Origin of the sequence: Sphingobium sp. DEHP117 (genome assembly GCF_030867385.1) — a bacterium.
In the GTDB taxonomy this organism is placed as follows: Bacteria; Pseudomonadota; Alphaproteobacteria; order Sphingomonadales; family Sphingomonadaceae; genus Sphingobium.
In genome coordinates this window covers 1-17,556 of record NZ_JAPFBJ010000002.1, presented here as the reverse complement: position 1 = coordinate 17,556, position 17,556 = coordinate 1, and the positions used below count along the sequence as shown (strand labels likewise).

19 protein-coding genes and 3 pseudogenes are annotated in these 17,556 nt (G+C 65.0%); 11 read left to right on the top strand and 11 right to left on the bottom strand.

Annotation, left to right across the window (positions count from 1 at the left end; translation table 11 throughout):
• Positions 1-26: 26 nt before the first annotated feature.
• The 3 genes from OOT33_RS07125 to OOT33_RS07115 all read right to left on the bottom strand — a co-directional run bounded on the left by OOT33_RS07125 (position 27) and on the right by OOT33_RS07115 (position 3,330).
• Positions 27-671 (bottom strand): antitoxin of toxin-antitoxin stability system, encoded by a 645-nt coding sequence (locus OOT33_RS07125; RefSeq protein ID WP_293681950.1) that lies wholly within the window; start codon positions 669-671, stop codon positions 27-29.
• Positions 664-1,080, bottom strand: a complete 417-nt coding sequence (locus tag OOT33_RS07120; RefSeq protein ID WP_293681947.1) for a hypothetical protein — start codon at positions 1,078-1,080, stop codon at positions 664-666. The genes OOT33_RS07125 and OOT33_RS07120 overlap by 8 nt, the downstream gene beginning before the upstream one ends.
• A gap of 105 nt (positions 1,081-1,185) precedes the next feature.
• Positions 1,186-3,330, bottom strand: a complete 2,145-nt coding sequence (locus OOT33_RS07115) for a ParB N-terminal domain-containing protein (RefSeq protein ID WP_307749336.1) — start codon at positions 3,328-3,330, stop codon at positions 1,186-1,188.
• A gap of 454 nt (positions 3,331-3,784) precedes the next feature.
• Between OOT33_RS07115 and OOT33_RS07105 the strand changes: the two genes are divergently transcribed.
• The 3 genes from OOT33_RS07105 to OOT33_RS07095 are packed head-to-tail and all read left to right on the top strand — an operon-like array spanning position 3,785 to position 7,379.
• Complete coding sequence (locus OOT33_RS07105; protein ID WP_307749248.1) at positions 3,785-5,017, top strand: tyrosine-type recombinase/integrase; 1,233 nt, start codon at positions 3,785-3,787, stop codon at positions 5,015-5,017.
• A complete protein-coding gene (locus OOT33_RS07100; protein ID WP_307749247.1) occupies positions 5,014-6,378 on the top strand; it encodes a tyrosine-type recombinase/integrase in 1,365 nt (454 codons plus the stop codon). The genes OOT33_RS07105 and OOT33_RS07100 overlap by 4 nt, the downstream gene beginning before the upstream one ends.
• On the top strand, positions 6,375-7,379 hold the full coding sequence (locus OOT33_RS07095; RefSeq protein WP_307749246.1) for a tyrosine-type recombinase/integrase: 1,005 nt from the start codon (positions 6,375-6,377) through the stop codon (positions 7,377-7,379). Before OOT33_RS07100 ends, OOT33_RS07095 begins: the two co-directional genes overlap by 4 nt.
• A gap of 60 nt (positions 7,380-7,439) precedes the next feature.
• On the opposite strand, the pseudogene OOT33_RS07090 reads toward OOT33_RS07095, so the two are convergent.
• From OOT33_RS07090 to OOT33_RS07070, 5 genes and pseudogenes are all read right to left on the bottom strand, one after another.
• A pseudogene (locus OOT33_RS07090) lies at positions 7,440-7,580 on the bottom strand (zincin-like metallopeptidase domain-containing protein); the annotation flags it as partial.
• Positions 7,581-7,963: 383 nt separating this feature from the next.
• Entirely contained in the window at positions 7,964-9,310 is a 1,347-nt protein-coding gene (locus OOT33_RS07085) for an NAD(P)/FAD-dependent oxidoreductase (protein ID WP_039574902.1), read from the bottom strand.
• The gene (merB, locus tag OOT33_RS07080; protein ID WP_025549114.1) at positions 9,292-10,071 is read right to left on the bottom strand and encodes a mercuric reductase; all 780 of its coding nucleotides are present in this window, start codon (positions 10,069-10,071) and stop codon (positions 9,292-9,294) included. The genes OOT33_RS07085 and merB overlap by 19 nt, the downstream gene beginning before the upstream one ends.
• 9 nt (positions 10,072-10,080) lie before the next feature.
• A complete protein-coding gene (locus OOT33_RS07075) occupies positions 10,081-10,308 on the bottom strand; it encodes a GDCCVxC domain-containing (seleno)protein (RefSeq protein WP_025549113.1) in 228 nt (75 codons plus the stop codon).
• Positions 10,301-10,660 carry a hypothetical protein gene (locus OOT33_RS07070; protein ID WP_017184393.1) on the bottom strand — a complete coding sequence of 120 codons (360 nt, stop codon included), beginning with the start codon at positions 10,658-10,660 and terminating at the stop codon, positions 10,301-10,303. The genes OOT33_RS07075 and OOT33_RS07070 overlap by 8 nt, the downstream gene beginning before the upstream one ends.
• A 75-nt stretch (positions 10,661-10,735) precedes the next feature.
• On the opposite strand from OOT33_RS07070, the gene OOT33_RS07065 reads away from it, so the two are divergent.
• The 8 genes from OOT33_RS07065 (at position 10,736) to OOT33_RS07030 (ending at position 15,000) form a co-directional block, all read left to right on the top strand.
• Positions 10,736-11,152, top strand: coding sequence for a helix-turn-helix domain-containing protein (locus OOT33_RS07065; RefSeq protein ID WP_017184392.1), 417 nt, complete (start codon positions 10,736-10,738; stop codon positions 11,150-11,152).
• Between the two features lie 333 nt (positions 11,153-11,485).
• Entirely contained in the window at positions 11,486-11,839 is a 354-nt protein-coding gene (locus OOT33_RS07060; RefSeq protein ID WP_307749333.1) for a hypothetical protein, read from the top strand.
• 324 nt (positions 11,840-12,163) lie between these two features.
• Entirely contained in the window at positions 12,164-12,397 is a 234-nt protein-coding gene (locus OOT33_RS07055) for a hypothetical protein (protein WP_307749332.1), read from the top strand.
• The gene (locus OOT33_RS07050; RefSeq protein WP_307749331.1) at positions 12,397-12,825 is read left to right on the top strand and encodes a tyrosine-type recombinase/integrase; all 429 of its coding nucleotides are present in this window, start codon (positions 12,397-12,399) and stop codon (positions 12,823-12,825) included. The genes OOT33_RS07055 and OOT33_RS07050 overlap by 1 nt, the downstream gene beginning before the upstream one ends.
• On the top strand, positions 12,822-13,160 hold the full coding sequence (locus tag OOT33_RS07045; RefSeq protein ID WP_307749330.1) for a hypothetical protein: 339 nt from the start codon (positions 12,822-12,824) through the stop codon (positions 13,158-13,160). The genes OOT33_RS07050 and OOT33_RS07045 overlap by 4 nt, the downstream gene beginning before the upstream one ends.
• A 156-nt stretch (positions 13,161-13,316) precedes the next feature.
• Positions 13,317-13,739 carry a tyrosine-type recombinase/integrase gene (locus tag OOT33_RS07040; protein WP_307749329.1) on the top strand — a complete coding sequence of 141 codons (423 nt, stop codon included), beginning with the start codon at positions 13,317-13,319 and terminating at the stop codon, positions 13,737-13,739.
• A gap of 29 nt (positions 13,740-13,768) precedes the next feature.
• Positions 13,769-13,999, top strand: a complete 231-nt coding sequence (locus OOT33_RS07035; protein WP_307749328.1) for a hypothetical protein — start codon at positions 13,769-13,771, stop codon at positions 13,997-13,999.
• Positions 13,996-15,000, top strand: a complete 1,005-nt coding sequence (locus OOT33_RS07030) for a tyrosine-type recombinase/integrase (protein WP_307749246.1) — start codon at positions 13,996-13,998, stop codon at positions 14,998-15,000. The genes OOT33_RS07035 and OOT33_RS07030 overlap by 4 nt, the downstream gene beginning before the upstream one ends.
• 60 nt (positions 15,001-15,060) lie before the next feature.
• Here OOT33_RS07030 and OOT33_RS07025 read toward each other — a convergent pair whose 3' ends face one another.
• From OOT33_RS07025 to OOT33_RS07015, 3 genes and pseudogenes are all read right to left on the bottom strand, one after another.
• Positions 15,061-15,726 (bottom strand): zincin-like metallopeptidase domain-containing protein, encoded by a 666-nt coding sequence (locus OOT33_RS07025; RefSeq protein WP_307749327.1) that lies wholly within the window; start codon positions 15,724-15,726, stop codon positions 15,061-15,063.
• A gap of 61 nt (positions 15,727-15,787) precedes the next feature.
• A pseudogene (locus OOT33_RS07020) lies at positions 15,788-15,892 on the bottom strand (ArdC-like ssDNA-binding domain-containing protein); the annotation flags it as partial.
• Between the two features lie 171 nt (positions 15,893-16,063).
• Positions 16,064-17,556 (bottom strand): annotated as a pseudogene (locus tag OOT33_RS07015) (integrase); the annotation flags it as partial.

The following is a 17,556-nucleotide window of genomic DNA, read 5'->3' as shown; positions in this document are numbered from 1 at the left end:
TCTCGTGAGATGTACGCGTGCCTGCTTCAGCCGAAGCGCCGGCCCGCTTCGGTGAAGGTGTAGCCGTTCGCCGCAATCGCCTCGTCGACGGCCTCGTCCGAGGTCAGATGCTCGTATTCCCGTTGGAGCTGGCGGTAGAGCCAGCGGGCCAGATCTCGGAGCGCTTCGGAAACGGTATTTTCCGCATCGGTGGTCATGTCCTGACCCGTGGGGCTGTCGCGATCGACTGTGATGGCTATGCAATGCTCGTGATAGTAGCGCCCCCGGTGGGTCACGGTGGTTCGGAGCTGGTAGAAGTTGCGCCGCTGAACGGCCTGGAGGGTGTCGGCGATCCGGTGAAGCGCGGTATCCGTTGGTGCATAGTCTCGGATGCGGCGGGCGGCGGCTCTCGCATGTCTGTAGTCGCCCTCGAAGCAGGCCCCGTCCCCCTGGCTCCAGAAGCCCGAGAACCAGATGCAGGGTTTCGAGCGGGTGCCGCCGCCGAACAGCCGGACAGGGCGCGTCCGGAGGCTGATGCCCAGGATCGTGCAGATGCGTTCGAAGTCGTCATAGACGAACTCGAACCAGTCATGATCGAAGCCGCCTTCGCGATACCATCCGCGCGCGGCGTCCTTCGCCGCGTCGGAGAGTTCATCGAGCCGATAGACGATGGTTTCGATGATCTCAGGCATCGGGATCACCTCCGTCCAAAGCGGTGGCGAGCCAGCCATCGGTGTCGATCCATCCGACCGTATCGCCGGTGCCGAGGTCGAGGATGTGCGCGCCACCGCCGAAGGAATTGAGCCGCGGCCGCAAGCATGTGTTGGCGTACTGAAAGCCCCAACGGCCCTTGAGACCGAACTCCGTAGCGCAGAGCTTCACGAACTGGATCAGCCGTTCGGGATCGCCGGAGACGTCATCCCGCAGCCAGAGCTGCGAGCCGCCGTGCTCGGGCTGGATGGAGACGAGGAAGCCTTCGGACGGCGGTTCCTCCGCAGCGCCAGCCTCGGTCAGTGCGTTGTAGAGATCGAGCGCGCGTGCGGCATTCTGGGGCGTGCCGACGTCGAGCAGGCACGAGAAGTGCGTGAAATAGTCTGCCATGACAGTCTCCCGCGAACATGGAAAAGCCCGGCGCGGCGACCGGGCTGATGGAAAGGACGTGTGAGGAGAGATGCGGGACCGCCGGAGCGGCCCCGCCTGGATCGGCTACTCGGCCGCGATGGCCGGGAGTGGCTCGACATCTTCGTCCGAGGCTTCCTCGTCGCCGGACAGGAACGCCGGCAAATCCTTGGAGCCTGCCTCGGTTTCGGGTTCGCCGGGTTCGGACGACCTTTCCGTATGGGCAAGCCGCAACGGTTCGGGCAGCCACCCGGTGTCGGCGAGGAGGCGTTCGGCCTCCTTGGCCATGTCACCCTTTTTCAGATGCTCGATGAGCTGCGCGGCCCGGTCTCCGGCGCCCTCACGCACGGCCTCGACGATGCGGCGCTTCGGCACCCGGCCGAGATAGTTGTCGACGGACGGCCGCCATCCGGCGTCCACCATGTCGAGACCGGTGGCGCGCGCGAGCCGGTCGGCCTGGGTGAGACGGCGTTCGAGCCCGTGCTGGGACACGCCGTTCCCGCCATAGGGGTTCGGCTTTTCGTAAAGCGCATTGACGCCGAAGCTTACGCAGTGGGCGAGCAGGGAGAGCCGGCTCGCATCGTCGAGCGCCGACAGCCAGTCCCAGAGCGCCTGATCGTCCTGCGGAAGGTCGGCCTTCCAAGCGTCCTGACGCTCCGCGATCGCGCGTGCGGAGGGGCAGTCCTTGAGGTCGGCAGCCTGCGCGGGGAAGAAGACATGTCGCACGGACGCTTCAAGGCATCCGCCGCCAGTGGTGGTGCGCTGGAACGTGTCGATGACGAGCTTGTGCAGAAGCGCCGTCAGCGCGATTTGCGGGTTGCTCGCCACGGCGTCGCGCAGCGCGAGCGTGCGATGGGCGGTCAGTTCGACCACCAGGCGCTCGGGCAACGGCTTGATCGCGTCGTCCTCGTCCTCGTCGCCTTCGATCGGCTGCCCCCCGACCGTGATGACGGTACGGGACGAGCCGCTGGAGCCAGGCTCGCCGGCTCGGCCGCTGATCGCCGCCGCACAACCGTCGGTCTCATCCTCGGGAAGGACAACAGGCGCCTCGTCTTCCGGGCGAACATAGCCGCGGTCGACCACAAGCTTGCCGTCTGCGCCGATGCTCAGGAAAACGCCTGCGCGGGCGATATCGGTCGGGTCGAAGATCATCGGCCGGTTGTCGAGTTCACCAAGCAGGGCTTCAATTTCGCCAAGCCGCGCATCGACCTCGTCGGGCAGTTCGTCCGCGCCTTCATACTCGGCTTCAAGACGCTGATATTCGGCTTTGAGTGCGTCGATCGTCGCCTGGTCGTTGGCCGATCGTTCGGCGGCGACGCCGTCGATCTGGCGCAGGCTTTGGGTGTGACCGTAGGGGAAGTCTGCAGCGACCTCGATCCACTTCCAGCCTTCCGCCGCGATGGCGTCGGCTCCCGTCTTCAGCTTGGCGGCAACCAAGGTGTCGAGCAGGGCGGCATCTGCGAGCCAGCCGCCATCGTCCTGTTGGAAGAGATCTCGCAGAAGCGTGCCGCCAGCCGCCTCATAAGCGTCGAGCCCCACGAACATGGCCCGGCGGTCCGACGCGCGTACCGTCTTTTCGGTGAGCATGCGGCGGATCTGATAGGGCTCCTTGGACCAGGAGCCAGCGATCGCCTCCCAGACCTGTTCCTGCCTTGCATGGTCGGCGCTGACCGTGAAGGCCATCAGCTGCTCCAGCGTCATACCGTCCTCGGCGTAGATGTCGAGAAGCTTCGGCGAGACGCTGGCAAGGCGCAGACGCTGCTTCACGACGTGGCCTGAGGTAAAGAAGGCCGCGGCGATGTCTTCCTCGGACTGGCCCTTGTCGCGCAGCGCCTGGAACGCCCGGAACTGATCGAGCGGATGCAGCGGGGCACGCTGAAGGTTCTCCGCGAGGGAGTCATCTTCGGCCAGGATCGATGTCGCGGGATCGCGCACCACACACGGCACGGGTGCTGTCTTGGCGAGGCGCTTCTGCTTCACCAAGCGCTCGAGCGCCCGGTAGCGACGGCCGCCGGCCGGGATTTCGTAGAGACCGGTCTCGGCGCCGTCGGCATCGAGGATGGGACGGACGTTGAGGCTCTGCAGGAGGCCGCGGCGGGCGATATCCTCGGCGAGTTCTTCGATCGACACGCCGGCTTTGACGCGCCGGACGTTCGATTGCGAGAGCGTGAGCTTGTTGAAGGGGATGTCGCGCGACGGCGACAGGGTGATCTTCTGAATGGCAGTGGCCATGACAGGTCTCCGCGACGGGCGGCCGGGAGCCTCTCTCCCGACCTCCAACCCGTCACGAAAATCGGCGCAGCCCTCTTCCTCTCATCGCTTCCGGAAAGCCGGAACGCCGTAGAGCCGGAAAGACGGGACTGCGCCGATGCTTGGAGCGGGCTCGAGTGCGTCAGGCCGCCTCGCGTGCCGCCTCAGAGGTTGTGGCAATCGCCTGACCAGCGTCGCCGGTGCTTGGTGCGAAGGCCAGCAGCCAGTCTGCCGCTTTGCTCGCCTGGCTGGCTGCGCGGACGATGGCGCGATTGTCTTCGCGCAGGACTTCGGCTAATCGCGAGGTGTCGATAATGTGAAGGAACGCAGTTTCAGTGTCTGAAATGCGCAGAATTGCGACGTTATCTGACGGGCTTTGCTCCGCATTATTTCTCGACGAACCTCTGCGGTCGTTTGACCAGCAGAGGAGCCGTCAATGCCGAATACCGATTGCGAACTGATCTCCGAACTCAGATCCGTACTGACCAGCCAACGATACAGCCCGGTGGTGGCCGGGAACTACTGCGCCTATGCGCGCGGGTTCCTCGACTATCTTGCCCGGCGCAGCATCCCGATCGCGGAGGTGACCGAGGCGCAGGTGGGGTACTATTTGCACCATGCGATCACGATGTTCCGCAAACGTCATGGCCGACCACCAGGGCCGTGTTGGCACTCCATTCCGCGTTCTGGAATCCACGCCCTACTGCGGCTTGCACAGGGCCGTTGGCCACCCGCGCCCAAAGCGACATGTGCTGCTGACACGCTGCGCTTTACGATTTGCGACGAATACGAGATCTGGCTGCGCGAGGAGCGGGGCCTTGCGGAGCGCAGCATCTACGCATTGATGTGGGAAGGTCGGAACTTCCTGACCTGGCAGCTTGATCGATGCGGCGTCGACAGCCTGGTGGAAATGAGCGTCGGCGACATCGACCGTTACATGGATATGCGCAGCCCGCACCAAACGCGCAAATCGGTGAAGGACGTGGCGGAGCGTCTTCGCTCGCTGTTGCGTTATCTGCACCGTACGCGCCGCACCGCAATCGACTTGTCGCCGCACGTCATCGCCCCGCTATTGTATGCCTATGAAGGGGTGCCCTCGATCCTGGAGCGCGATCAGATCGCCGCCGTTCTGGAAACCGCGAGCAAAGACACAACGCCTATCGGGCTCAGAGATCAGGCGATCCTGCAACTGCTGGCGACTTATGGTCTGAGGTCCGGCGAAATCCGCAATCTGAAGATCGAGGATATTGACTGGCGGACGGAATCGATCCGCATCCTCCACACCAAGACCCGTGCCTGTTCCTATCTGCCGTTGATGGCTCCGGTGGGCGAAGCCATCCTCAGCTATCTGCGCTCGGGACGACCGCAGACCGACGCCCGCGAAGTGTTCGTGCGGACCCGTGCACCCTATGGAAGGCTCCGGGTGCTGCATAGTGCCGTCTTCCGGCGAATCCGGGATGCCGGGGTCAAGCCACCGGGGAAGTGTGGGCCACACATCTTCAGACATGCCCGCGCGGTCGAGATGCTGCGCGCCTCGGTCCCGCAAAAGGTGATCGGCGATATGCTGGGTCATCGTTCGACGGAATCTACCGCTCCGTATCTCAAGCTGGCAACCGAAGACCTGCGGGCCATCGCGCTCGACGTTCCGGGATCGGAGGTGCTGTCATGACGCCATGGCCCGATCCCGAACGACTGTTGATCGCGCGCTATCTCGCGGACCTTGGCCTGCGCAGCAAGAACAGCCGCACCTATTACAAACAGGTGCTCTACAGCTTCCAGGACGTCGCCGCGCGCCACACCGAACTCGGCCAAGATGTGCTGGTAGCCTGGTTGCGGGCGTGGTCCGACCGTTGGACAGCGACGACGCTGCTCCACCGCACCCGCATTATCGACCGGTTCCTCGATCACCTTGTGCAAACCGGGGCGATCCACCGCAATCCCGTCGTCGTCCTGCGCAAGGAGTGCAACGTCAAGCAGTGCATGCCGGTCTGGCGCGCTCTGGCTTCACGCGATCCAGAACAAGCCCTTGCCGAACTGCATCAGCCCAAACCGTTCGGCAGCGTGCTGGGCGCGATCATGGCCGAGCACGTTACGCTGATGCGCAACAGGGGGTACAAATATACCACGCAGCCTGTGTGGCTTTTGCGGTTCGACCGGTTCCTACAGCTGAACCCGGCGCTGCAGGATGAACCGATCGGGGTGATGCTCGAACACTGGGCGGCGGCGAAGGCCACGCGCAATCATCCTGCCGAATGCGAAAAGCTGAAGCGCGTCCTTGCGAAGATACTCCGCCACCGGGATCCGTCGATCCCACCGCGCCGACCGGACCCACGTCCGGGGAAGGAAGTGGCCAAACAATGGCGCAAACCTCATATCTATACGCCCGCCGACGTGCAGCATATGCTCGACATTGCTCGCTCTTACCCCTCTCCGCGAGCGTCGCTTCGCCCGTTGAGTGTCTACACGATGCTTCTGCTCGCCTATTGCGCGGGCCTGCGGCGCAGCGAGGTTGCCCGCCTTGATCTGGGGGATGTTGATCTTCAGGGCGGCACGATCACTATACGGCAGACCAAGTTCTACAAGACAAGGATACTGCCGCTGCCCGACACTGTGATGGCCGAACTTCGGGCGTACATCGATGTGCGGCGTCGCGCGGGTGCCCCGCAGGATCCGAGGTCAGGTCTGTTCTGGCACGAGCAGCGGAGCGGCCGCTATACGAAGCAAGCCGTCGCCTGGCTGCTCGTTGACGTCATACGCCGTGCCGGGCTGAAGCCACCGCAGGGGCGAACGGGACCGCGTTTGCACGACCTGCGCCACTCGATGGTCGTGAACCGGATCCTCGAATGGTACAGGACGGGCATCAACCCGCAGGACCGTCTGCCATTCCTCGCGACCTACCTCGGCCACCGGGATATCAACTCTACGCTGGTCTACATCACGGTCACCCAGGATCTGCTGCATTACGCAAACGAGCGGTTCCGCATGGTGGGCGCACCTTGCCTCAGCATGGAGCGGGAGGTGCAGACATGAGCAAGGCCAACCCGTTCCCGGTACTGATGCGCGCGTTCTTCTACGAATGGCTGGTCGAGCAGCGCAACGCATCCATCCATACAGTCCGATCATACCGCGATACCTGGCGGCTGTTCTTGCGGTTCGTCGCACAGCGGGCTGGAAGGAAGGTGGCTATGATTACGATGACTGATCTGGCCGCAAGCGAGGTCTCCGCGTTCCTCAGTTACGCTGAACATGAGCGCGGCGGCACGATCGGCACGCGCAACTGCAGGCTTGCCGCAATCCGCAGCTTCTTCCACTTCGTGGCGACCAGGGATCCTGCATCGATCGCGCAATGCGTCGAAATCCTCAACATACCCGTCAAGCGCACGCCGGTATCGGAGCCCTGCTATCTGGATCCGGCGGAAGTGACGGCAATTCTTGCCCAGCCTGACCGTTCGACGCTCGAAGGCATGCGCGATCATGTGCTGCTCTCGTTCCTCTACAACAGCGGCGCACGAATACAGGAAGCGCTCGACTTGTGCCCCGAAGCAATCCGGTTCGAAAGTCCGAGCTGCGTGCGCTTGACCGGCAAGGGACGGAAGGAACGCATCTGCCCGCTCTGGCCTGAAACAGCCTTGCTGCTGAAGAAGCTGCTCGAACGGCAACCACGGGCGCCTGACCAACGGCTGTTCGTTAACCGCTATGGCGAACCGCTCAGCGCGTCGGGCGTCCGATTCAAGCTTGCCGCCTACGTAAAGGCGGCGACCGAAGCCACACCAACGCTGCGTACCAAGCACGTGACGCCGCACGCCTTCCGGCACGCCACCGCCGTGCACCTCATATCTGCGGGCGTCGATGTTACAGTCATCCGCAGTTGGCTCGGCCACGTGAGCCTCGACACGACCAACCACTATGCCAGGGCCAATCTTGAAACGAAGCGAAAGGCCCTGGAACAGGTCGCCGTTCCGACAACACCCGGCGGTCAGCCTTCGTGGAAGCGCGATACAAGCGTGCTCGCCTGGCTCGACACGCTTTGAAATAATGTGAAGGAACGTTGGCAGGAAACCCCAGAACTCGGCCAATCTGGCCGCGTTCCTTCACATTATCGACACCTCGCGATTAGCCAGGTTATGGCGAGGTGAGCATAACGCCAGCCAGGATCCGATGTAGTCTGCATGGCGGACGGTCGGGGCGATGCCGAGGGCGGCGCAGCAGAAGGCCGAGGCGATCTCGGCCACATATCCTGACAGTCCAGCCCCAATCCGGGGTTCGAGGAAGAAAACCATCGGCTGCCTCCAGCACTGCCCAAAAACCGCATCGGCCTCCCCCGAGGCGGGGGTGGGCGGCGAGAGCGACCGAAGAGGCCCGTTCGAGCGGCGGGCTGCACCCGCAGGGGCGAAATGAAATGGAGCAGCCCGGCGAAGCCGGGGCTTGCAGCCCGCCGTGGCGGGCCTAGCAGGGAGCGCCGACCACCTCCGCGTCGGAAGGGAGGCCCAAAAAGTAGCGCCGCCGCGTCAGCGGCGTCCGCAGATCAGGCGGGCGACAGCCCGCTATCGTCTTTCGCGACAGGCTGCCGCCCGCCCGCGGGCGAGCACTGGTGACGGATCGTGCGCGGCGTCGCCTAGAGCATGTAGCCGATATCCGAGGCGCCGGTCGGATAGGCAAACATGGTGGAGCGTAGATCGGCCGCGGTGAGGCCGTGGCGGATGGCCAGGCCGAAAAGGTTGATCACCTCGTCGGCGTTCGGCCCGACGAGATGCGCGCCGAGGACGAGGTCCGTCCGCTCGTCGATCAGAACTTTGTGGCCATAGACCGGCTCGGCGAGCCGGCGGGCGGTGAACCAGTCCGGCGTCGAGGCCGCGTTAACCCGGAACTTGAGGCCGCTGCGGCGCGCCGCCTCTTCCGAAAGCCCGACGGCGGCGATCGGCGGCACGGTGAAGGCGACGCTCGGAACACCGCGATAGTCGGGCTCGCGCGATGGACCTTGCAGGAGGTTCGCGGCGACGATCTTCGCGTCGTGGCTCGACACCGGGGTCAGGGGCGGCCCGACGCCGGCGGCGTCACCGGCGGCATAGACCCGCGGGTTGGAAATGCTGCGCAGATGCGCATCGAGCTGCAGTCGTCCGTCTTGCACCGCGACCTGCCCGGTGGACAGGTCGAGGCTGCCGAGATCGGGACGACGCCCGGCAGCATGAATGACGAGATCGCAGGCGACCTCCAGGTCCGGCGCTCCCTGGCGAGAGGCACGCACCTGCAGGCCGTCCCCGTTCCGCTCGACCCGTGTGACCGCGGTGCCGGTCTCGATGCGAATGCCGAGCGCCGTGAACCGCGGTGTGAGCCAGCCCACCAGGTCGGGATCGAAATGCGGCAGCAGCCGGCTAGCGCGCTGCAGGATCGTGACTTCGGCGCCGGCACGTGCGGCCAGATGCGAGAACTCCGCGGCGACATAGCCGCCGCCGATCAGCACGATCCGGCGCGGCAGCGTCTCCAGCTCGAGGAAAGCGTCGCTCGTGCTGACCAGCTCCTCGCCTGGAATGCCGAGCGGGATCGGCCCCGCGCCGGTTGCGATCAGGATATGCTGGGCCTGCAACGTCCGACCGTCGACCGCGACCGCGTCCGGGCTTGCGAAGCGCGCTAGCCCGTGGAAGGCGTCGACGCCCAGCTTGGCGTAGCGGCGTTCCTGCTTGGCGGGGACCGGATCGGTAAAGCTGCGCTTGAACGCCATCAGGCTCGGCCAATCGATCGCCAGGTCGCCGCCGACACCATGTCCGGCCATGCGAGCGGCGGCATCGATCGCCTCTTCGCCGCTGACCAGCATCTTCTTGGGATCGCAGCCCCGTAGCGCACAGGTGCCGCCGAACGGGCGGTGGTCGATGACGGCGACGGACCATCCGGCGGCGCGGACCTGGCCGATCGCGACCTGGGCGGCTGTTCCGCTGCCGATGACGATCAGGTCGTAATGGGCCATGGCAATATCCCTCCGAGCATCGGTGCAAAGATCGCGCGGCCGACCTGGAGGGCCTCGCGCAGGGTCAGGCGAATGCCGTCGCGGGCGGTCACGGAACCGTCCATACGCCAGGCTTCAAGATGATCGGCATGGCAGAAGAAAGCCTGCTGAGTGCAGAGCGAAGACGCTGCACAGCCGCCGGTGTAGCGATGACCGGACCAGACGAGAATCCCCTCGGGCACGACGTCGCCCAAGGTGCAGCCCCGGTCGTGGACATGGATCGCAAGCGAGCGCCGGCATTGGCGGCATGACGAGCGGATGAGGCTGGCGTGCGGTGCGATCGTGCAGATCCCCAGCGCGTCGAGGGCGCACATGGCTCCCATCGTGATACCCGCGGCCTCCACCTGATGCTCACTGGGAGCATCGGTGAAAGGATAGGCGCCGCTCACTCGGCCGTCGCCGTCGAGGACCACGAGATCGCGTCCGGCGAGCCGGTGGAGCGCTGCGGCCACGTCGCCGGGCGGGAGCGCAACCGCGGCAGCGATCTCCACCGGCGCCGGCGCGTGGCCCTGGGTGACATAGGCCCGGAGGATGGCACGCCGCACCTCGTCCTCGGTGCTGTCGATGCCATGCCACCTGCGGCCGATAAATGCCGCGAACAGCGCTGTCAGGGCCGAATGGGCGCTTGGCGCGGTGACCGCAGTCCAGTCCGGGACGACGGTGCCGTCGGGGAATGCAACCGTCGGTTCAGGGGCAGCGTCAGCGGGGGTGGCAAGCGTCACGGCTTGTCTTCAGCCGCAGCAGGACGCGCCCTTGCCCTCGATCTGGATCGGCGGACACGGAACGTCGCCATAGGAACAAAAGACGCAGCAATCGCCCTGCTTGGGCTTGAGGACCGCGCCGCAGCCCCGGCAGTCATAGAAAAACTGGCATGCGTTGGTCGGCATCGTCTCGGTCGCCTGATGTCCGCAGTGCGGACAGGTCAGGGTCGAGTGCAGCTCCGGAACGACGTCAGACATAGCTATAACCCGCCCAGAGCAGTGCCGCGCCGACCAATAGGCCGGCGAGAGTGAGGATGCGCGTCCAGCGCGGCGTGCACACGCCGTCCGGGCCGCAGCGCATGGCGGCGAGTTGCTGGCGCAATAGCAGCGCGGCGCCGGCGACGAGGCATAATGCGCCGATCACGAGGAGCGGCGTGCGATAGGGCGCGGAGACGACGGCCACGCCGCTGAGCCAGGCCGCGCCGATGCCGGCGGATGCCAAGAGGATCGGCAGTGCGCAGCAGGCAGCGACGCCGAACGCGGCGGCGATCCCCGCCAGGGTAAGCGCGGCGGTACTTATCCCCTTGGGCGGGCTTGGTGTCTGGGTCACGGGCGACTCCTTGTGGCGGGCATGCAGCTATCCTACCATCTGTAGCGACTACAGACTCAAGAGGTATTTTGGAAGATGGCCGCAACCGCCGCGATCCAGATCGGCGAACTCTCGCGCCGTACCAGCTGCAACATCGAGACGATCCGCTATTACGAGCGGATCGGGCTGCTGCCCGTTCCGCCGCGGCGGGGCCGTTACCGCAGCTACGGTCGGGAGGACGTGGCTCGCCTGGGCTTCGTGCGCCGTGCGAGGGAGCTGGGCTTCACCCTTGACGAGGTGCGCGCCTTGCTCGGACTCGCGGCCGGCGGCCAGGCCTCCTGCACCGAAGTCCGCGAGCTCGCGGCGTCGCATCTGCAGGATGTGCGCGCGCGGATCGCGGACCTCAGGCGGATGGAACGGGTTCTGGCAGACTCGGTGCGAGCCTGCGATGCCGGTCAGGATCCGGGCTGTCCGCTGCTTGATGCGCTCGGCGCCGAGGTGCGGGCCGCGTGAGCGTCACGGCTGCTGGGCGTGCATCCCAATCGGCCGCCGCCTGCGCCTTGCTGGCCGCAGTGAAGATCGCGCGGCTGTCGTTCTTCAGCACCTGAAGTAATCGCGAGGTGTCGATAATGTGAAGGAACGCAGTTTCAGTGTCTGAAATGCGCAGAATTGCGACGTTATCTGACGGGCTTTGCTCCGCATTATTTCTCGACGAACCTCTGCGGTCGTTTGACCAGCAGAGGAGCCGTCAATGCCGAATACCGATTGCGAACTGATCTCCGAACTTCAGATCCGTACTGACCAGCCAACGATACAGCCCGGTGGTGGCCGGGAACTACTGCGCCTATGCGCGCGGGTTCCTCGACTATCTTGCCCGGCGCAGCATCCCCGATCGCGGAGGTGACCGAGGCGCAGGTGGGGTACTATTTGCACCATGCGATCACGATGTTCCGCAAACGTCATGGCCGACCACCAGGGCCGTGTTGGCACTCCATTCCGCGTTCTGGAATCCACGCCCTACTGCGGCTTGCACAGGGCCGTTGGCCACCCGCGCCCAAAGCGACATGTGCTGCTGACACGCTGCGCTTTACGATTTGCGACGAATACGAGATCTGGCTGCGCGAGGAGCGGGGCCTTGCGGAGCGCAGCATCTACGCATTGATGTGGGGAAGGTCGGAACTTCCTGACCTGGCAGCTTGATCGATGCGGCGTCGACAGCCTGGTGGAAATGAGCGTCGGCGACATCGGACCGTTACATGGATATGCGCAGCCCGCACCAAACGCGCAAATCGGTGAAGGACGTGGCGGAGCGTCTTCGCTCGCTGTTGCGTTATCTGCCACCGTACGCGCCGCACCGCAATCGACTTGTCGCCGCACGTCATCGCCCCGCTATTGTATGCCTATGAAGGGGTGCCCTCGATCCTGGAGCGCGATCAGATCGCCCGCCGTTCTGGAAACCGCGAGCAAAGGACACAACGCCTATCGGGCTCAGAGATCAGGCGATCCTGCAACTGCTGGCGACTTATGGTCCTGAGGTCCGGCGAAATCCGCAATCTGAAGATCGAGGATATTGACTGGCGGACGGAATCGATCCGCATCCTCCACACCAAGACCCGTGCCTGTTCCTATCTGCCGTTGATGGCTCCGGTGGGCGAAGCCATCCTCAAGCTATCTGCGCTCGGGACGACCGCAGACCGACGCCCGCGAAGTGTTCGTGCGGACCCGTGCACCCTATGGAAGGCTCCGGGTGCTGCATAGTGCCGTCTTCCGGCGAATCCCGGGATGCCGGGGTCAAGCCACCGGGGAAGTGTGGGCCACACATCTTCAGACATGCCCGCGCGGTCGAGATGCTGCGCGCCTCGGTCCCGCAAAAGGTGATCGGCGATATGCTGGGTCATCGTTCGACGGAATCTACCGCTCCGTATCTCAAGCTGGCAACCGAAGACCTGCGGGCCATCGCGCTCGACGTTCCGGGATCGGAGGTGCTGGTCATGACGCCATGGCCCGATCCCGAACGACTGTTGATCGCGCGCTATTCTCGCGGACCTTGGGCCTGCGCTAGCAAGAACAGACGCACCTATTACAACCAGGTGCTCTACAGCTTTTCCAGGACGTCGCCGCGAGCACCACACCGAACTCGGCCATATTGTGCTGGTAGGCCTGTTGCGGCGTGGTCCGACCGTTGACAGCGACGACGCTGCTCCACCGCACCCGCATTATCGACCGGTTCCTCGATCACCTTGTGCAAACCGGGGCGATCCACCGCAATCCCGTCGTCGTCCTGCGCAAGGAGTGCAACGTCAAGCAGTGCATGCCGGTCTGGCGCGCTCTGGCTTCACGCGATCCAGAACAAGCCCTTGCCGAACTGCATCAGCCCAAACCGTTCGGCAGCGTGCTGGGCGCGATCATGGCCGAGCCACGTTACGCTGATGCGCAACAGGGGGTACAAATATACCACGCAGCCTGTGTGGCTTTTGCGGTTCGACCGGTTCCTACAGCTGAACCCGGCGCTGCAGGATGAACCGATCGGGGTGATGCTCGAACACTGGGCGGCGGCGAAGGCCACGCGCAATCATCCTGCCGAATGCGAAAAGCTGAAGCGCGTCCTTGCGAAGATACTCCGCCACCGGGATCCGTCGATCCCACCGCGCCGACCGGACCCACGTCCGGGAAGGAAGTGGCCAAACAATGGCGCAAACCTCATATCTATACGCCCGCCGACGTGCAGCATATGCTCGACATTGCTCGCTCTTACCCCTCTCCGCGAGCGTCGCTTCGCCCGTTGAGTGTCTACACGATGCTTCTGCTCGCCTATTGCGCGGGCCTGCGGCGCAGCGAGGTTGCCCGCCTTGATCTGGGGGATGTTGATCTTCAGGGCGGCACGATCACTATACGGCAGACCAAGTTCTACAAGACAAGGATACTGCCGCTGCCCGACACTGTGATGGCCGAACTTCGGGCGTACATCGATGTGCGGCGTCGCGCGGGTGCCCCGCAGGATCCGAGGTCAGGTCTGTTCTGGCACGAGCAGCGGAGCGGCCGCTATACGAAGCAAGCCGTCGCCTGGCTGCTCGTTGACGTCATACGCCGTGCCGGCTGAAGCCACCGCAGGGGCGAACGGGACCGCGTTTGCACGACCTGCGCCACTCGATGGTCGTGAACCGGATCCTCGAATGGTACAGGACGGGCATCAACCCGCAGGACCGTCTGCCATTCCTCGCGACCTACCTCGGCCACCGGGATATCAACTCTACGCTGGTCTACATCACGGTCACCCAGGATCTGCTGCATTACGCAAACGAGCGGTTCCGCATGGTGGGCGCACCTTGCCTCAGCATGGAGCGGGAGGTGCAGACATGAGCAAGGCCAACCCGTTCCCGGTACTGATGCGCGCGTTCTTCTACGAATGGCTGGTCGAGCAGCGCAACGCATCCATCCATACAGTCCGATCATACCGCGATACCTGGCGGCTGTTCTTGCGGTTCGTCGCACAGCGGGCTGGAAGGAAGGTGGCTATGATTACGATGACTGATCTGGCCGCAAGCGAGGTCTCCGCGTTCCTCAGTTACGCTGAACATGAGCGCGGCGGCACGATCGGCACGCGCAACTGCAGGCTTGCCGCAATCCGCAGCTTCTTCCACTTCGTGGCGACCAGGGATCCTGCATCGATCGCGCAATGCGTCGAAATCCTCAACATACCCGTCAAGCGCACGCCGGTATCGGAGCCCTGCTATCTGGATCCGGCGGAAGTGACGGCAATTCTTGCCCAGCCTGACCGTTCGACGCTCGAAGGCATGCGCGATCATGTGCTGCTCTCGTTCCTCTACAACAGCGGCGCACGAATACAGGAAGCGCTCGACTTGTGCCCCGAAGCAATCCGGTTCGAAAGTCCGAGCTGCGTGCGCTTGACCGGCAAGGGACGGAAGGAACGCATCTGCCCGCTCTGGCCTGAAACAGCCTTGCTGCTGAAGAAGCTGCTCGAACGGCAACCACGGGCGCCTGACCAACGGCTGTTCGTTAACCGCTATGGCGAACCGCTCAGCGCGTCGGGCGTCCGATTCAAGCTTGCCGCCTACGTAAAGGCGGCGACCGAAGCCACACCAACGCTGCGTACCAAGCACGTGACGCCGCACGCCTTCCGGCACGCCACCGCCGTGCACCTCATATCTGCGGGCGTCGATGTTACAGTCATCCGCAGTTGGCTCGGCCACGTGAGCCTCGACACGACCAACCACTATGCCAGGGCCAATCTTGAAACGAAGCGAAAGGCCCTGGAACAGGTCGCCGTTCCGACAACACCCGGCGGTCAGCCTTCGTGGAAGCGCGATACAAGCGTGCTCGCCTGGCTCGACACGCTTTGAAATAATGTGAAGGAACGTTGGCAGGAAACCCCAGAACTCGGCCAATCTGGCCGCGTTCCTTCACATTATCGACACCTCGCGATTAGCCAGGTTATGGCGAGGTGAGCATAACGCCAGCCAGGAGGCGATATAGGCGGCATGATCGGGACGCGGATCGTGCGCGATGCCGAGGTCGGCAAGCAGGAACGAGGCGGTCAGCTCGGCGGTCGCTTCCTCCATCGCGAGCGCGTCCTTGGTCCACCTGGCGCTGAAATCCCGGTCGAGCCGATGCGCCGCGCCGCTGGCATGGGCACACTCGTGGATATGGGTGCCGTAGAATCCATGCGCGCTACGGAAGGTTGCGAAGTGCGGCATGTAGATGCGGTCTTCGCCGAGATGGTAATAGGCGCTGCTCGACCCGTAGACCGTGTCGATACCGAGCGCGGCGATGAAGGCCTCGGCGGCCGCAAGGCGCTCGCTCTCGGGCAGGACCGGCCCGGGCTCGGGCGCGTAGCCGTCGACCTGATCGGCGTTGAACAGGCTGAACGCCCGGGCGAAGAGCCGCCGTCCCTTGCCGCCATCTTCGTCATCCTGCTCGTCGTCGCGCCGGCTGATCTCCTTCCAGAGGACGCCGAGGCTGGCCTGCTCGCCCTTGCGGACCTGGGCGCCGCGGTCCTGCCACTGACGATAAGTGCCCCAGACCCCGCTCGCATAGCCGCCGCCATAGGCCGCCGCCCAGAGCGACACCGTGTGTTCCGCGATAGGGCTTGCCGCTGGCGATGTTGGTCGGCCGGGTGACATCGGCGCCGCTGTGATGCCATGGCATGCGCCAGTTGCCCGTACCGGCTTCGATCGCTGCAAGGATCGCCTCGGTGACCCGAGTATAGACGTCGGCTCGTACCTGAGTTGGCATGATCTGAACTCCGCTTGCCCGTCGGGGGCCATCCCCGCGGCGGAGCTCGACTAGCGCCGGGCACAAGCGCGGTTGCGCACCCGTAGGGCCGCAGCGAAGCGGAGGACGGCAACGCCGTTGCGCCAGCGCGCCGACCGGCGCAGAGCTTCCGCCGTCAGCCGGGTTGGCCTCCGGCGGCGCGGGGCCGATGGCGTCGATCACGGTAGTGAGCCGGTTGATCTCGGTGGCGAGTGCATGGCGTTGAAGATCCGACAGACGTCGTTCGCGCAGCAATGCCCTGGCATCATCGGCCGCGCGTTCCCAAGCTGGCCTGTGACGGGCGGTGATGCAGGCGTTGGGACAGCGGGTCGGCTCGCACAGCGCCGTGAGCGGCTGCTTGGGATCGGGGGTGGTCACGCGCTTGAGGCAGAGCGCGGTGGCGGGATCGAAGAAGCAATCCGCGAGGAGGCCGACATGGAGGGTTCGCGCGACGCTGGCGAGCATGACACGTAGCCGGGAGCGGTCGGCGATCATGGCGGGCAAGGGCCCGAGCTGCACGGCCGCATCGTCGAGCGTCCGCGCGATGCGTGGTCCCGCCGGCCCCGCGAGTGAGGCACCGCCCTGCCGCCGGTCGAAATAGTCCAGCAGGTCGCCCTGCTGACCGAGCCGGCGCTGCGCCTCGACCTCGGCGCGAAACCCCGATGCGCTGGTTCCGGCATAGCCCTCGAAAGCGGCGACCGAGGCGTGCTTATACTGGATCATGCCGGCGATGGTGCCGAACGGACGGTTGGCGATGTGCCATGCGATGGTGCGGCGGAACTGCCGCGTCGTTATGCGCCACGGCTTGCCACCGGGTCCGGACGGGATGACCGGCACATCAGGGCTGCCGAAGGCAGCGTTGAGGTGGTCGCGGAAGGCGTTGAGTTGGCGGACCACCTCGCTCGACAGATGCGTCTTGGTGGCGGCGCCGGGGCGTAGCACCGGCCAGAGCGTATCGCTGCCGCTGGCGCGCGTCGGTCTTGCCGACAGGCGTTCAAGCACCGCTATCGCGTCTGCGACCGGCTCGATCGTCACCCAGCTCGCCGCCTCGCCCATGGTCGACCGACGCTTGTAGATGGTCGATCGAATGCGATGCCGCTCGACCAGGCCATCCTCGCTGCGCGCGATCGAGAGGCACCCCCGCCGCATCGCCTGCACCTCGCAGTCGCGCATGCCGGTGAGGTAAGCGCACACTATAGGCGGCCGCCTGAAGCATCCGTTCCTCTTGTGCGAGCGTCTTCGCATCGAAGCGTGCGCGCCATGGCCGACCGCTATCGGGATCAATCGAGATCGGCGTGTCCATGCCGCCCACTTCGACGCCCAGGTCGGCGGCAGCGGCTTCGATCAGGGCGGAGACGCCCTTGGCGAGTCCGAAATGCATGGCCGGTTCCGCCTCAGCATCGACACCGGCATGAAGATGGAGAAGATGGACGTTGATCGGCGGCGTCGCTTCTCCGGTGCGGGGATCGGTGCGCGTGACGCCGTTATGCGCGGTCGTCCAGATCGGCACGCCGCGGCCTTGCCGGGCTCGACGCGCGATATGGCGCTCGAGGCCGCGCGCTGCCGCAGGCGGCGCCTGCGCCAGGCAGTCCGCGCTCGGGCAAGCAGCCGGGCGCGGCGCGCCTCGAGCCGATCCAGCGCGGCCC

Bases quoted from the DNA above. Each gene is read 5' to 3' on its own strand.
- OOT33_RS07125 (WP_293681950.1), bottom strand. From the start codon at position 671: ATGCCTGAGATCATCGAAACCATCGTCTATCGGCTCGATGAACTCTCC.
- OOT33_RS07060 (WP_307749333.1), top strand. From the start codon at position 11,486: ATGCGCGCGGGTTCCTCGACTATCTTGCCCGGCGCAGCATCCCCGATC.
- OOT33_RS07115 (WP_307749336.1), bottom strand. From the start codon at position 3,330: ATGGCCACTGCCATTCAGAAGATCACCCTGTCGCCGTCGCGCGACATC.
- OOT33_RS07030 (WP_307749246.1), top strand. From the start codon at position 13,996: ATGAGCAAGGCCAACCCGTTCCCGGTACTGATGCGCGCGTTCTTCTAC.
- OOT33_RS07105 (WP_307749248.1), top strand. From the start codon at position 3,785: ATGCCGAATACCGATTGCGAACTGATCTCCGAACTCAGATCCGTACTG.
- OOT33_RS07085 (WP_039574902.1), bottom strand. From the start codon at position 9,310: ATGGCCCATTACGACCTGATCGTCATCGGCAGCGGAACAGCCGCCCAG.
- OOT33_RS07075 (WP_025549113.1), bottom strand. From the start codon at position 10,308: ATGTCTGACGTCGTTCCGGAGCTGCACTCGACCCTGACCTGTCCGCAC.
- OOT33_RS07055 (WP_307749332.1), top strand. From the start codon at position 12,164: ATGGTCCTGAGGTCCGGCGAAATCCGCAATCTGAAGATCGAGGATATT.
- OOT33_RS07065 (WP_017184392.1), top strand. From the start codon at position 10,736: ATGGCCGCAACCGCCGCGATCCAGATCGGCGAACTCTCGCGCCGTACC.
- OOT33_RS07100 (WP_307749247.1), top strand. From the start codon at position 5,014: ATGACGCCATGGCCCGATCCCGAACGACTGTTGATCGCGCGCTATCTC.
- OOT33_RS07120 (WP_293681947.1), bottom strand. From the start codon at position 1,080: ATGGCAGACTATTTCACGCACTTCTCGTGCCTGCTCGACGTCGGCACG.
- OOT33_RS07095 (WP_307749246.1), top strand. From the start codon at position 6,375: ATGAGCAAGGCCAACCCGTTCCCGGTACTGATGCGCGCGTTCTTCTAC.